This window comes from Vibrio sp. SALL6, assembly GCF_002002385.1.
Taxonomy (GTDB): domain Bacteria; phylum Pseudomonadota; class Gammaproteobacteria; order Enterobacterales; family Vibrionaceae; genus Vibrio; species Vibrio parahaemolyticus.
The window spans coordinates 12,733-28,463 of the sequence record NZ_MQVK01000025.1 but is presented as its reverse complement, the minus strand read 5'-3'; the positions used below and the strand labels follow the sequence as shown (position 1 = coordinate 28,463).

General features: G+C 44.6%; 10 protein-coding genes. 4 read left to right on the top strand and 6 right to left on the bottom strand.

The features are described 5' to 3' along the window. Nucleotides 1-42: 42 nt before the first annotated feature. The 6 genes from BIW15_RS16910 to BIW15_RS16885 are packed head-to-tail and all read right to left on the bottom strand — an operon-like array spanning nt 43 to nt 10,789. Nucleotides 43-3,807 (bottom strand): cellulose synthase subunit BcsC-related outer membrane protein, encoded by a 3,765-nt coding sequence (locus tag BIW15_RS16910; protein ID WP_077281323.1) that lies wholly within the window; start codon nt 3,805-3,807, stop codon nt 43-45. Continuing rightward, nucleotides 3,798-4,904, bottom strand: coding sequence for a cellulose synthase complex periplasmic endoglucanase BcsZ (gene bcsZ, locus BIW15_RS16905; RefSeq protein ID WP_077281322.1), 1,107 nt, complete (start codon nt 4,902-4,904; stop codon nt 3,798-3,800). Before bcsZ ends, BIW15_RS16910 begins: the two co-directional genes overlap by 10 nt. After that, on the bottom strand, nt 4,904-7,189 hold the full coding sequence (gene bcsB / locus BIW15_RS16900) for a cellulose biosynthesis cyclic di-GMP-binding regulatory protein BcsB (protein WP_077281321.1): 2,286 nt from the start codon (nt 7,187-7,189) through the stop codon (nt 4,904-4,906). Before bcsB ends, bcsZ begins: the two co-directional genes overlap by 1 nt. Continuing rightward, nucleotides 7,179-9,812, bottom strand: coding sequence for a UDP-forming cellulose synthase catalytic subunit (bcsA, locus tag BIW15_RS16895; protein ID WP_025578525.1), 2,634 nt, complete (start codon nt 9,810-9,812; stop codon nt 7,179-7,181). Before bcsA ends, bcsB begins: the two co-directional genes overlap by 11 nt. Nucleotides 9,813-9,815: 3 nt before the next feature. Beyond that, nucleotides 9,816-10,595 carry a cellulose biosynthesis protein BcsQ gene (gene bcsQ, locus BIW15_RS16890; RefSeq protein ID WP_025578527.1) on the bottom strand — a complete coding sequence of 260 codons (780 nt, stop codon included), beginning with the start codon at nt 10,593-10,595 and terminating at the stop codon, nt 9,816-9,818. Next, on the bottom strand, nt 10,592-10,789 hold the full coding sequence (locus tag BIW15_RS16885) for a hypothetical protein (protein ID WP_025499879.1): 198 nt from the start codon (nt 10,787-10,789) through the stop codon (nt 10,592-10,594). Before BIW15_RS16885 ends, bcsQ begins: the two co-directional genes overlap by 4 nt. A gap of 477 nt (nt 10,790-11,266) precedes the next feature. Between BIW15_RS16885 and bcsE the strand changes: the two genes are divergently transcribed. The 4 genes from bcsE (at nt 11,267) to BIW15_RS16870 (ending at nt 15,723) form a co-directional block, all read left to right on the top strand. Further along, nucleotides 11,267-12,850, top strand: coding sequence for a cellulose biosynthesis protein BcsE (gene bcsE / locus BIW15_RS16880; protein ID WP_025499877.1), 1,584 nt, complete (start codon nt 11,267-11,269; stop codon nt 12,848-12,850). Beyond that, nucleotides 12,847-13,023, top strand: coding sequence for a hypothetical protein (locus tag BIW15_RS25155; protein ID WP_020840228.1), 177 nt, complete (start codon nt 12,847-12,849; stop codon nt 13,021-13,023). Before bcsE ends, BIW15_RS25155 begins: the two co-directional genes overlap by 4 nt. Next, nucleotides 13,023-14,648, top strand: a complete 1,626-nt coding sequence (bcsG, locus tag BIW15_RS16875; RefSeq protein ID WP_025579384.1) for a cellulose biosynthesis protein BcsG — start codon at nt 13,023-13,025, stop codon at nt 14,646-14,648. The genes BIW15_RS25155 and bcsG overlap by 1 nt, the downstream gene beginning before the upstream one ends. 157 nt (nt 14,649-14,805) lie before the next feature. Further along, nucleotides 14,806-15,723, top strand: coding sequence for an SPFH domain-containing protein (locus BIW15_RS16870; RefSeq protein WP_005454552.1), 918 nt, complete (start codon nt 14,806-14,808; stop codon nt 15,721-15,723). The last annotated feature ends 8 nt before the right edge of the window (nt 15,724-15,731 follow it).

Genomic DNA, 15,731 nt, shown 5'->3' with positions numbered 1-15,731 from the left:
AAAATAAGACAATAAAGGCCGGAAATCCGGCCTTTATTTTTGTTAAAAGTCGCTATACAGCATTGGGGCTGCTGGTGGATATTCTATTGGTTGCCAACGATCATTAAAGGTGTATTTGGCATAAAGCATAAAATGGTTTGGAGTATAAAACTCAGAACGCTGCACATCGACTAATGCGCCAAGGTACCAACGTTTACTGACTCGCTTTTCCACCGCTGCTTCCAATGATGTACCAAAACCACCACCTTTGTCTGACGTCGCTACTGTCGATAAGTATGGTGCGTCTTCCTTGGTCCAAGAGTTGGAGACGGACGCACTCAACTGATATGACCAAGAGCTGTTGTATCGACCATAAAAGTTGATAGGTAAAGACACCGAGAAGTAACTTTGCGGGCTGTAGTAGCCACCGTGACCTAGCGTGTACTCACCCAAATTTTTGTCGTAATCAAGGTACATTAAGTTCGTACCAATACTTAAACGCTGGTCATCCGTTGCAATTAACTTATAGTACGCCCCACCTAACACGCCTAAACGAGTGTTGTCTTCAACCTTTTCACCAGTCAAACTATGATACTGCAAGCTACTCCAAAGACCGTAAGGCCCACCAGTGTCCCAGCTTGAGTTCAACTTCACACCAGTACGGATAACCCCACCCCATTTAGTCCCTTGAGGGTCAGTCGTGCTGCTAGGGACAGACATTCCAGCATAAGAAAGCGTGCTGCTGGTCTCTGGGCGACGCGAAGCTTCTGCAGTCCAACCTAACTCACCTAGATCCCCATTGATGCGCACACCACCAACCCATGTAGTATGGTCGAAACCAATTGGTGTCGTGCCGACATCGACCAACCAATCTTCAGCTTGCCAGCCCACTCCAAATGCCATACCTGATGCGTCATTTTGGAACGAAGTGCTGTCAGAATCGGTGGTTTTTTCATAGTAGTCCAACTGACCTGAATCGATAGAAACATAATCGGCTTTTAGCAACAGATGCCCATCCCAGCTCTCAATCGGGATTCGTGCTTCTATGGGCACTTGATTCGAAGTATTACGACCATCTCGTGCACTGTAATCCCAGCCAATTATGACATGACCATCACTCCGATCATGCAGTTTATCGATGTCCGATTTGACGTTACGAGTCAACCAGTAGTCGTCAGCAGTATCATATAGCTCGCGTAAGCTTGGGGGTTCTTTTTTTGCCTCTTCAGGTTCACGATTTTTATCCATTCGGTCATGATTTAAGGCTTGATAGGCGCGTGTTTCAGCTAACGCCCACTGTTGATTTTCCATTGCTATAGACATGCTATTGCGAAACGCTAATGCGTCGGCATCAGGCATCGCATCCAACAACTGATTTAGCGCATTAGCGTCATTTCGATAGCCTTGTTGATTAAACACCGCGGCCACTGTCATCAACTGTGCCGCAGTTAAGCTATCGCGCTTTTTATTCAAAATGAGGTGTATATCGTGATACGTCGCTTCATCTCCAGTCAAAGCACTGGCTTGCAACATGCCAATTTCTGCTTGAGTTTTAAATGGCTCAGGCTTTAAAGAAACTTGTTCATACAAATCCAACGCAAGCTTAGGCTGTTGATTAACCAGCATCAGATCCGCTTGACTCAACAGTCGACGGGTTTTGAGTTCATCAAGCTGTAATGCTTCCGAAGCACTTAAATCTTGTGTTGCGGAATTTAATGCTAAGTCCGCGTACCAACGATCAAAATCTTCAAAGTGATTCAAGCTTACCATCATGCTGCCGTAAGCCAGTTTGTCATCGGTTGACCAATCTTCTGAAAGCGAAATGTTTTGGAAAATCCTCTCAGCTTCCTTAACTTCATCAATGTCTAACCACGCACTCACTAGACGAGCGAGCGGTTGAATTTGACCTTGATAATCCGACTCTAGCGCACGTAATGTCGCCGTTACTGATTCAGGAGAAGCTAAGTAACGCGTTTGAATCTCTCTCAACTGAGCATCAAGCTTCAAGCGAGTTAAATTGCGCTGCATTGCGTCTGTCATGTCATGTTGTGCGATGCTCTCTAGCTCAGCGATGGCCTCATTCACTTTGAAGTCCTGCGCGAGATAAAGCGCGTAAGCAAATTTCATTTCAGGGTCATTACTAGATGTAGCCCAATCGGACATCAGCGTATCCGCGCGTACTTTGTCGCCCATTGAATGAATAACATCAGCAATATCAAGCCTTAACCATGGGGAGGTTGGTTGTAGCGCTATCAATCCCTCTACGGACGCTTTCATCGTTGCCTGATCATTTTGAGCGATTGCGATCCGCAGACGAGTCAAAATAACTTCCGACTTGATGCTCGCTATTTTTTCAGCGACCACTTTCTGCTGTGGGGCAGAGTAACTGCGCGCGAGTGCTTCCGCGCCAGACCAATCTTGCTGCTGAATACGAATATCTAAGCGACCACGCAATGCAGAGCTATTGCTGCTATCCAGTTGCAAAGCTTGTTTGAAAACCTTCTCTGCCGCGGCATAATTTTCTTGTACCAGATACAAAGAGCCTAATGATGAATAAGCATAAGGTTGGGATTTATCTACTTGAATCGCTTTTTGATAAGCGCTTTCTGCTTGCTTAAACTGGCCTTTTTCGACCAAGGCATCACCTTGGTCAAGATACGCCCAATATTGAGAAGTCTCGATTAGCGCTGCCCATTTTGAGGCCGAGTCAGGATTATGATCTAAGTGCTGAGCCTGTTTAAAGTATTCGAGCGCTTTTTGTTGCTGCCCTCTACGTAGATAAACCTTACCCATAGCACCAAGTAATTCAGGATCTCGCGGACGAGTCGTCAACGCATAACGCAGCTGAGCTTCTGCTTGGTCGGTTTTATCTTCCTCGAGCAACGTTAACCCTTTGAGCTTAGCGAGATAGGTGGGGTCTTTTCGTAGTTCCTTTTCCTTTTTCCAGCGCTCTTTCGCGCTTTGATTCGCTCTTTGAATCTCCATGTCAGACGGGTAGTAGCTAGCTAAAATGGCATATTGCTGAACAACTTGATCTGAAATAGGCAATTGATCCAATGCACGCAACCACGACGTTGCTGCATTTGTTCCAACCGAAGGAGCAAGCGCTAACTTTTTATAGGTATCGAGAATCCATGGATCGGCAGGATTCTCTTTGCGAATGTGGTTGGCTAACGCGAGTTGAAAAGACGGAACACTAGGATAATTTGCATTTAAACGTTCCAGTCCCTGTTTTACCGAGCTCCAACTGCCAGGCAAATTACTTTGCAACTGTAGGAATTCAAGTTGTAATGCTGGTGATGGCATTCCATTTGGAAAAAGAGCTTTGTAAGCTTGAATCGCTTCATCATAACGACCAGATTTTGCAAGCAACTGAGCGCGCTGATAATCCGCTCTTTTCTCTCCCTGTATGGCCATAATCGATGACAAGTTTTTCGCTTGAGGCGAATGAGGCGCCTGCCTGATTAAGCGATCAAATACGGGTTTTGCTAATTCTGGCTGCTTACGTTTCAGATACATATTTGCTTGATAGAAAAGCCCCGTTGGATTGCTTTCTTCAATCGCGAACAACCTCTCCAGAGTACTCTCGACAATATCATCTCGGCCAATCGCATCTGCTAGTTTTAGCTGCTCAACCAACCACTCAACCGAGTCAACTCGTGCTAATGATGTGGAAAATTGAACCAGCTCGATAGGCTTGTAGACCAGTGCGAGCTGCGACTTTGTCAGAGGTTTTGAACTAAAGCTTTCTGCATGCACAGTGCCGACGCCACCAGTCGCCAAAGCAACCAGTGGAATCCACCATAACGCGCGTCCTGTTACTGACATCTCTCGCTCCATACAGGAAGCAATTCACCTTGCACACCAAAACGGTAACGTTCTGCATGCCAACCAAGCCCAAATAGACTTAATACGTTGTCGTAATAATGATCGTTTTTGTCCATCACAAGTTCATTTTGAGCACGACTGAACTGCGCCTCCAACAGCGCAGATTCACCAGAAGCCGCGAGCAACGGAAGAGCCGCAGCAGAAAAACCTGCACTTCCTGATTGGGTATATTTACCCGTTTCAGTATTTACTTCTCTCGCGGGCGCACCAAGGGTTTTGGTTGCCGCCACAAACGGCTGCATTTTTTGCACTAATACTGCTTTTTCTGAAACTTGATCATTTAACATGCCCACCCAAAGATAAGTGCGGATCGCGTTGTAACTGCCTATCGGCCCAGTGACCCCATCTGAGCTATAACGACCATTTCTCAATGTTGCCCAGTCTGGGCTAAAGCCAGCTGGCATCGTTTTCTCTAGCATGTGAACACTTGCCTTATACATTGAATCCCAGTTGTATTGCGGGTACAGAGACTGCATACGAGCAATCAGTTGTAACGGAACATAACTCGGATTCACACGGTACTGGCTGTCGGCATCAAAGCCAGTTGGAGCTGGCAACAATACCGTTCCAACTCCTGCAACGTTGACGGTTTCTTCACGTAGAATACGACTCGCGACCAGATGTCCAAGGGTCTGATAGTAGTAGTTATTCCATAATCTTCCCGCCTCAACTAGGGAGTACGCTATCCACAAATCAGAATCTGATGCTGGATTAGAATCCAACACTCCGAACTGACCGTTTTCTTTTCTTCCCCACAACCAAGCAGGCAGCCTTGCCGTCAAATCCCCACCTGCCAAATGTGATTGAGTCCATTTTAAAACCTGATCGAAGGTTTTAGGGTCATTGGCAACCAACGCAAAAAACAATGCGTAAGATTGGCCTTCCGAGGTTGTAATCATACGCTCATCACTGCCATCAACGACTCGGCCTTGCTCCATGTATACCGACTTAAATGTTTCCCATTGTGGCCACTCGCAGGTGTTAGCCCACAAGTAAGGAGACACCAACAACATAAGGAACGAGATGACTTTTTTCATTATTCCTCTTCCTCAGTTTTTTCTAAACGTCTAGACGCGACTTGACGTAATACGCGCCAAAGCACAATGGTTACGATCACCACTAGCAAGGCGGCAAAGCACGCAACGATGACTGGGTGATTAGAGAAGTGATACCAAACGAGCTGCCACACAGGAAGCTTACCGACATAGTAGTGCGAACCCACGTTGTAGCTTGCTACTTCGTTATTTCTCAACGTCACCACCGAGCCAAACATGTGCTCCACTTTACCGGAGTCAGCCAAAGCGCGATCAACCGACGCAAAATCTGACGGGTGAGCCGCCATAATAGAAATGACGCTGCGTTTTTTCGTAAATGGCGATTCTGCACCATAAATAGCAGCAAAAGAGCCCTCAGCCTCAACAGAAACATAATCCGCGGCCACTTGACGAGCATCACTTGGACTCATCCAGTTCATTCCGAGCTGCTTTTCATTTTTGCTTGGTAGGCGAATTTGTCTCTGACCCTCTTTAACCACTAAGTTAACTTGGTCAGGATTATTAGCGGCTTCTTCTAGTGCATCCACAACACCGATCGTCAGGATGTCTTTATTTTTTAGTTGCTCAGCATTCCATTTGTCTGTCAAAAGCACCTGAATACCTGGGTACCCAGAATCACGTCCTAACGACCCCATGACGTTTAAGAAGGTCTGCAACACTTCTTTTGGAGCTCTCTCTGGAACAACAATCGCAGTTTCTGACAAATCGGCCATGCGAGTGTAAGGGAAACCAGAAGTAGCAAAAGCGCGCATATTTGGCATTTCGATGTAGTGAGGGAAACCACTAAAATCAACCGTAGAGTCACCATCAATGACCGCGTATTGCTTACTTGGTTGCGTCACCTGACATTGCCCATCGGTCACCGACGCAAAGCCAAACTCAAACTCGATTTGGTTTTTACTGCCAACTTTAAAGGCCGGAATACGAACAAGCGCATCACCACTCAGAATACTGTCATCTAATAGAGGAACACGCACACGGTTAGACTCACCACCTTGGCCTTTTGTGGTTAAGTTAAACGCCTCAATGAACTGGTCATTGATGCTCAAAGTCAGGCGAGAACCAGAATGATCCGCAGCAGGTGGCGAATACCGATAGTTAAGATCCATCGGTATACCACGGCTCTGCCAAGTAAAGAGATCGGGTGGTAAGCGCAAACTCACGTTGATTGGAGGAGGCGTTCGACCTTCCACTTGCAACATGCTTTTTTGTTCGACTAATTCAGATAATGCAACGGGACGAGCCGTACTCACCCAGTTTGGCGCATCGTACGGGACTCGTGGTTTGATTTGTTTGACTTCATTAATCTTCGCGATTGGCCCAGTAAGAAGTTGGTTTCCCAACGCCAAACCTTGCACCGCAACGTTAAGATCCTTACTGTCACGGCCTATCACTAGAAGAAGCTTCACGTACGGGTCAGTTGGGTGAGTGATAACTTGAAGACGAGGGCCATCCGTGTCTGGAAAATCTCTCAGAAACTCAGGTTTGTTGTCATTGGTAACAAAGACAATGGCGTTGCGCTTAGGTAACGTGTCGACACTAAAAGGGAATTGAGCTCCACGCCAACCCGCAAGAGCACCAAAGTAAGAGCTCAAGACACCAGCTGCTTTGACATCATCCAGATCATATTTGCCACCCATAACGACGGGCAGATTTAACTGGCTAAAATCACGGACATCAAAAAACGGCGCTGGCAACAAGCTCAAGTCACTTTCCAGCATTGTCTTTTGGGCAAACATTTCAATTCGACTGCTTTGGCTGATCTCGGCCCAAATGCTCGAGTCATTTGGGTTGGCACAGTCTTTCTGAGTATTCCCAATCAACTCAAAGCGAATTTGGTTGTAGTTACTGAAGTAACGAGTATCCAGCGGCATCGATAAGCTCAACTTTTTACCTTGCTGACCATCGACGATTGACGCCACTCCCATAAGCTCATTGTTCAAATACACTTTGACGTGAGAAACCAAAGAGAGCAACGCTGGTGAAGGTGTGATGTCAAAGTACAACGTGGCTTTAGACACCACCTCATCGAGTCGCGAACCGAAACCAATATAAGCACTGGCCTCACTACCTTGAATAGCAATTGAACCACTGTAACCCAATTGACTAAATGGAATGACACGCTTAAATACGGTCGAATTTTCAGCATCTTGCTGTGCCAAAGGCGTTGGTTGTTGCTGACTTACTTCTTGTGCCGCGAGACTGCCCGACATACACATGAGAGTGATAGCCGTCGTCAACGCCGTTAGTTTTTTATTATTTAGCATGACTTGAGGTCCTGATTGGGACATAACGAGGTCTTAGTGACCAAATAAATTCGATACAAAATAAAAGTGCATCCACACTGGCCTGAACAAACTTAGGACAATGTTGCAGCAAGCGTTTGTATCCATTAAAGCCGACTTGCAGTACAGCCTGCATACTCGATAGAGGCTTATCTGATTGATAGCCTTGTTGCCATTTCGCCCACGTATCTGCACGTGCAAATGTACATTGGACGTATTGGATTTGTTGTTGATGAGACAATTCGTTGAGTTGTAAACCAAATATCCCCTTATGAGCATAGGCAACCGTCATCGGGAACACGAATTCTTGACCACCGCGATTGAGGATCACTTCTAAGGTTTGGCCAAGTAGGTACGCACAGGTTGGTTCATCGACTCCGTCTATTTCAATGCGTACGCCACCCAAAGAGAAATCCTTCATCTGCGCTTGAATCAAGTGCCCCGAGTGAAGCCTTACCGCGACAGGAATCGCCACCTCTACTCGGTGATCTTTTCGCACTTGTTTGGCTTCTACCGCAACGGCGACAGCTGCACCTAAAATCAACAAGTTGTACATCGTCCAAACGAGGTTCACGATAACCGTACCGATTTCGTCTTGAGGTCCCCACCCCATTCGGTAAATCCCTACAGCAAAGCCCAGAATGTTGAGTGCAACCAAAACCAAATATGGTCGGGAGATCACCCAATCGTAGTGAGATTTTTCAACCAAACCGCCTTTTGCCGTTACGTTGAATGTCCCTTTATGGGGTGCAAACAAAGCCACCGTTGTTGGCCTTGCGATATACCAAGCAAGCACGGTTTCGTATACCTCACCCCAGAACGAATAACGGTAGTCACCCTGCATACGAGAGTTGGTCATGCTCGCGTGGATCATATGGGGCAATACGTACAAAATGATCGCCAGCGCTGGCGCATAAATCACGTAGGAATGCAGCAACAAATAAGCCAATGGTGCGATCAGGAATACAATCCTTGGGATACCAGATAGAAAGTGCAGCATGGCATTGACGTAACAAAGCCGTTGAGAGAGCTTAAGACCCTTTCCAGTCAATGGATTATCTACCCTAAATATCTGCGCCATCCCGCGAGCCCAACGAATGCGTTGCCCAACGTGTGCAGACAATGTCTCTGTCGCCAAACCAGCAGAAATCGGCTGCTTCAGATATGCAGAACGATAGCCTAAACGGTGCATGCGCAAAGAAGTGTGCGCATCTTCCGTCACGGTTTCGACTGCAATACCACCGACTTCCTCTAAAGGCTCTCGACGTAAAATAGCGCACGAGCCACAGAAGAAAGTTGCATCCCATAAGTCGTTACCATCTTGAATCAGGCCGTAAAACAAGTTGCCTTCGTTTGGCACGTTACGAAAGTTCGATAAGTTACGCTCAAAAGGATCCGGAGAGAAGAAATGGTGCGGCGTCTGAATAAGCGCCAACTTTGGATCTTTCAGGAACATCCCCATTGTGAGCTGAAAGAATGCTCGTGTAGGAATATGGTCACAGTCAAAAATCGCAACAAACTCACCGCTGGTATGCTTCAACGCATAGTTAATGTTACCGGCTTTCGCATGTTCATTCGTTGGGCGGCGGATGTAGTTCACCCCTACACTTTTGGCGAAATCTCGGAAGCTATCACGCTTGCCGTCATCCAGAATGTGGATGTTGAGTTTGTCTTTCGGCCAATCGACACCTAACGAGGCATAAACCGTCGCTTTCACGACATCAAGATCTTCGTTGTAAGTAGGGATCATCAAGTCAATAGTTGGCCAAGTTGACTGATCCGGTGGCATCGATACTGGTTTGCGATTCAATGGCCAGATATTTTGGAAATAGCCAAGCATCAGCACAATCCAAGAATACGTCTCAGCTAGAAGTAAAACGCCCCCTAGAAACAAAGCAACAGGATCGTCCCAGTTCAGGGTAGACGAATAACGCCACCACAAGTATCGACATGAGGCCGTGACCGACAAGATGATCAAAAGCATGGTAGGAAAACGACCCGGCATGCGACGAACCATCATCGCTAATGCCCAGAGTAACAACACAAAGACAGTCTGAGCCTGATAACCAAATGGCACCGTAAAACACAGCAAAGCGATTAACACCACGAAAAACAGCAAGGTGTAGTTCAACGCCATCGCTGACTTACTTGCTTTAATACGCTCTCGAACTCGTGGATCTTTGATGTTGTTCGCTGTCTGTTCTAACCAGCGGACGCTTTTTGCAACCAATTCAAATGGCAAGTAGAACGCATTGCGAATTTGCTCGGCTAAAGTCATCGCTAAGCTGCTGGTTTTTTTGGACCATGCTGTATTTACGTTTTGCTTGAAGCAAAGCAACCACACGCTTTGGATAACAAAACGCACAGGATCAAACCATCTCGGCGCAGCAAAATTAACGTTTGGATAGTAAGCCAAAGGCAGTTGCCATGAGGGAACACCCGAAATAACTGGCTTTAAAAATACAAAACTCAATGAAAACCAAAAAGACAAAGCACACTCACCAACCCAGTTTGTTTTGCAATTCCAGGCTTGCTCGTAAGCTTTCTTCTGTAGTCTGAATTGGTCCACTACCCAGCGTTGGAAAATCAAATTAAGACTTCGCATAAATTAGCTTTGGTCCTGAGCGCTTGATAACGCTGATACACACCAAAAAGCAAAAGACTGAAAATCTTTTGCGGCTTGACTCGATGGCGAATAGTGTTGAACGGTCGTCAGGTTTGCCACACATTCAAACAATGCCGTATCTCGATGAATCGAAACAGGAATCAACGATTCGCTAAGTTCCTTTTTCAGCACCAACATGAAATCACGACCAATTTCGGTTTCTGGCTGATACTTATTCACCAAAAAACGTAATTTGTCAGAGCGAAGCAATCTCGATAGCTCTTCATGTTGTAGCCAAGATTGAAGAGTGAGATAACTCAAGGCATCTGCCGTTACCACCACCACAATCATATCCATTGAGTCGACAAAAGATCGCACTTCAGGATCAGTAAGCTCTGCTAAGTCGGCGTGAAAAAGCAGCCACTGCTCACCACGGTTTTCGCTCACTTGCAACGTCATTTCACCTAGCATTGATAGGTAGTGAGAACGCTCGTTAAAGAACGCTTTTAACTGCTCAGAATTCAGATGGCCAAACGGTAAAAAAAGTGCACCTTGTGGGCTTTCATAACCAGCCTGGGTCCAAGGTTTATCTGAAAGAAGTTGTTTCGCCCAGCCATCTTTCTCTTCCTGCGGCAAGCCAAGATGAGTTTGCAGTAAACTGTTAGGCACCACCTCAATGGCCAGTACCTGTTTGTTTATCTTAACTAATGCTTGTGCCAAGTTCGCAGCGACGGTCGTTGAGCCACAACCACCTTTTAAACTAACAAAAAGAAGGCGTTTCATATCGCTTCCGTTTCTAAACCTTTCTGCTTATTACGCACTTGAGGCAGAGCATTACGAGCACTGTTGGCTTGAAAGACCAACCACTTATTTTTAGCTTGCACGTAAGACTCGTTTTCTGTTGTTTCAATATACTTATGTTGAGATAAGTTATAAGAAGAGTAGATCGAATTAATATCTTTTGCAGACTCAGTCATAACATTTTTTCACAATATAACGGTGTTTAAACTGCGGTAATGGCAATCCCGCCAGTTACTCTTTGCAGTATAAATTCCATTGTTGAAAAATTGACGCATCGACCTATGCGTCTCATATTTACAGAATGCTAATGAATGTGAACAGGATTATTTATAGTTCACATAATTAATAAATCCCTAAATGATGTTTGACTTCAGAAACAGGGGTTATGAAGATGAATTGTAATTATCCATTTACGATATATAAGCACAAAGAATAATTTACTAGTAAATCATAGACTTGCAAATTATTGAGTTTAAACTTATAAACATCATATGAAGCAATGCTATAACTATTTTAATTTTTGATCAATTTCGTTTAATATCTCGGCGTCATTTTCTTGTCGCCAAGAAAAGTAACATTGTAACGATTAGCATACAGCGGATTGTAAGCCACAACGCACAATAACAGTAAACCATTGATTATAAGGCCTTTTGATGTCAGCAATCTCCGGGTTATCCGCAATTACTTCTGAACGAGAGATAAATTCTGTTTATGTAAACTTATTTACACATAAGCAAATGGTTATTGATTATTTGTTCAGTACGCTACCAGCAAATAACAACACTTCACTTACAAGCTTTACAGACAAGGAAACTTTTTTGTCTGCATTGAATGATGAGGCCTTATGCAAATTCAATGACTTATCTAAAAATCATCTTGAACAGTGTTTTTTTCTTAGCCACAAATTCACAAATAAAGCGCCAAACGCTATAAAGCTTGCAAAAGATATTCATCAAACAAATATAAAGAAACTCTCTACATATATATTAGTAGTTCCAGATTCACTGGTATCATCAAGTGACGATTATTTTGTAAGTATTTTCCTACAAAACTTAAATGAACTGGCAAATAATAAAAAACTCACTATTAGTGTTTGTATATATGGGCATCTGACGACTTCACTATTAAAGCCCATTCTGATTTCTCATAATAGATACATTGCAGGTTTGGCGACCATGACATCATTAGATGACGCTCGCTACTGCTATCTTGTGGATTTTTGGTCCAATAAACACGGTGTAATTTCCCAAGACGAGTACCTTCTCTCTAGCACTAAAGATAAGAAGCTAAAAGCAACGCCTTACGAAACGCATCAATCTCGTGTCATACCGGAAGACAAATCGGATAGTGATAGAATATATATCAGTAGAAGAGCCTTCAGAGAAAACGAGAAAGCCCCAAAAGGGATGCGTATGGCCGAGAGTAATCAAGAACTCATAGCGATGTTAAACAACCCTCGCTCTTCAACTATTGTTTTCAGCTGTGATAACCAAAGCGAAGTTCAACAGATCGCGTTAGATTGCTACCGTTTAAGGTCCGCATATGGTCGTCAGCTAAAGATTATTGTCAGGGAGACCCAACAATGTCTGAGATATGCAGATGAAAAGTTCTTACTTCGCGCGGGGGCGAACTTCATTTCACATGCGCAGATCCCCCATATGCGCTTTATGACTCAGGTTGAAGCAATTCAAGGCCAAGTGCTTACACGCCCAATTCCTGACAGTTTAGAGGCGCTCTTAAAGCATGACCTTAAGTTTGGTAGCAAAGGCTACTTACAAAACCAGGACTTTAACCAATACTGTATTGACGTCATTTCCCACTCAACACACTCAAGTGTGAACTTTGCGCTCATCAAGCTGAACTTATTGCCAGGCATGACGGCAGAGGAATGTTTACGTCTTTGCCATATTCGAAGAGATGGCGACGTTGTGACAGCCTGCAAAAAAGCTCTATATGTCTTGTTCAGTGCTATTCGACAAAGCGATATTGATATTGCACTAAACAATATATTTGAGTTTCCAGTGAGAGACTTGTTTCACTCAACTCACACGTTTGATACTCAATTAGATATCGAAACAGAGCTAAAATTCATCGTTCAAGATGAAGCCGTCATATCCGATGACGTTTCAACCTTGACGACAGAGAGGGAAATATTCCATACCACCACCAATTCCATGGTTGATGTTCCCCCTTTGTTTGCTGTCAAAAAGGCCATTGAGCTTAAGGAACGTTCATGAATATTAACGACTTTTTACTGACCGCGAGTATCAGCTTAGGTATTGGCCTACTCCTAGGATACTTTCTTCGTGACCTAGTAAACGCAACCACACGCTTTTACCACAAGCACTTAAAACGCTCGCGCTATTTTGAGCTAGATACATCAGCCACTAACACCAAGAAGCTTAAGTAATGACATCGCATTCTCATGACTCTACCCCCTTCACTATAGGATTGGGCTGGTGGAACATTTACTTTATCGCAAAAATAGCGCTCTATTTTCAGGGAATCATCGATTTCCATCCAATGGAAAACTTTGCGCTGTTGATCTTCATCCTGCTGCCAATCTCGATGAAAAGCCTAAATACGGTGCGTCATATCGTTGTATTTGTCGCCGCAGCGTGGCTCTTGCATTACGATTCTTATCTCCCTCCGCTAGACCGTCTTTGGGCTCAAGCGGGACAATTAATGCAGTTTGAATTGAGTTATCTGGTCGAACTTTTGGGACGATTTTTATCATTCCAAGCAATACTCGGATTGCTCGCTTTATGTGGTGCGTACTTTATTTTGAGCAAGTTTGTTAGAGTTTCAGTCTTTGTGGTTATTGCGATGATCTATATAAGTATGCCAATGACGACTGAACCTCCGACAACAGTGGCTGCAGAAGTAACTCAACAACAGCCACCAACCGAGGTTACTGCTAGCAAACAACCTCAAATAACGGAAATTAACGATGCAAGTCTCAACACATTAACTGCAGATTTCTTTTCTAAAGAAGCCTCCCGACGTGTGATATTCGATACCAGCAGCGCAATGGATGCTCCTTTTGATTTGTTGTTCTTGAGTATTTGTTCGGTCGCGTGGGATGACATCGAAATTGCAGGACTGGCCGATCATCCTCTGTTCAAAGAGTTTGACATCATGTTCGACAATTTTAGTTCCGCTACGTCATACAGCGGGCCTGCGGTCATTCGTCTGCTACGAGCCAATTGCGGTCAACAGGAACACAGTCAACTGTTCCAACCAGCACCTTCAAAACAGTGCTACTTGTTCGAAAGTTTGAAAGAGCTAGGCTTCAAAGAAAATTTACTGATGAACCACAATGGTGTCTTCGATAGCTTCCTTGAATTGATCAAGAAAGACGGTGACTTACAAGCGGCTCTTATGTCTCAAGAAGGTTTAGCTCCTTACCAAAAATCTTTTGATGGCTCTTCGATCTTCCGCGATAAACAAGTATTGGATAACTGGTGGCAGCAAAGACTTAACAGTAGTGACGACAAAGTCGTGGCACTCTACAACTCAATTTCACTACACGATGGCAACCGGATCATCAATACGAATTCAAGCACATCCATTGCTAGCTACAAAATGCGCCTTAAGAATTTGCTTGATGATCTCTACGCGTTCTTTGAAACCTTAGAGTCCTCAAAGCGCAACATTGTTGTGGCCTTGGTACCAGAACATGGTGGTGGTATGCGAGGAGACCGAATGCAGATTTCAGGTATGCGAGAAATTCCTGCGCCAACGATCGTTCACACCCCGGTAGGAATTAAAATCTTCGGAGAAGGAATTCAACGTCAGGGCAGCACAGAACACGTCAATGCGCCCTCTAGCTATCTGGCGTTGTCACAGCTCGTGTCGAATATTCTGGATAAAAACATTTATCAAAGTAAGACGTTTAGCCCTTCAATATTGACGGAGAACCTACCAGAAACACGCATTGTCGCGCAGAACTCCGGTTCTACTGTGATTGAAGTACAAGGGAAGTATTATGTTTCTCTTGATGGTTCTAGTTGGATTGAATACCCAACAAAGTAGTCCCAACTAAACCATACAATGCAGTCTAAGGCCGGAAATCCGGCCTTTGTTTTGCCTAAAATCGCCCCGCTATCGTTTCTTCTCAACATCTTCGATTGTCTACAACCCCAAAATGCGTGAAAATGAATCAGTCATTATGCACTCAAGGGAATAAATCATGCCTATCGATTCACTGATCACTATCGGTATTTTCGTCGTCCTCGCTGTCGTTATCTTGTCTTCAGCCATCAAAACGGTTCCACAAGGAAACAACTGGACAGTTGAACGCTTTGGACGCTACACCCACACATTAAAGCCGGGTTTAAACTTGATCATTCCATTCGTTGATAAAATTGGTCAAAAAGTAAATATGATGGAACGTGTGCTTGATATTCCAGCACAAGAGGTCATTTCAAAAGATAACGCAAACGTGGTGATCGATGCAGTTGGTTTCGTTCAAGTTATCGATGCGGCTAAGGCGGCTTACGAAGTAAACGATTTAGAACACGCGATTCGTAATCTAACGCTAACGAATATTCGTACCGTACTTGGCTCGATGGAACTCGATGAAATGCTGAGCCAACGTGACATGATCAATACCAAGCTGCTAGCGATCGTGGACCAAGCAACAAACCCTTGGGGCGTAAAAGTCACGCGTATTGAAATAAAAGATGTTCAGCCACCAGCCGATCTAACTGCTGCAATGAACGCCCAGATGAAAGCAGAGCGTAATAAACGTGCTGAAATTCTCGAGGCTGAAGGTGTCCGTCAGGCAGAAATCCTCAAAGCAGAAGGTCACAAACAATCGCAGATTTTAAAAGCAGAAGGTGAAAAACAGTCTGCTATCCTCCATGCTGAAGCGCGTGAGCGTGCTGCTCAAGCGGAAGCAAAAGCGACTTACATGGTTTCCGAAGCCATCGCAAAAGGCGATATGCAAGCCGTTAATTACTTCATCGCGCAAGGCTACACAGAAGCTCTCAAGAGTATTGGTCAAGCTGAAAACGGAAAAATCATTATGCTACCTTTGGAAGCAACCGGACTCATGGGCTCTGTTGCGGGCATCGCAGAAATGTTTAAACAACAAAATAAAGATTAGGACCCAGT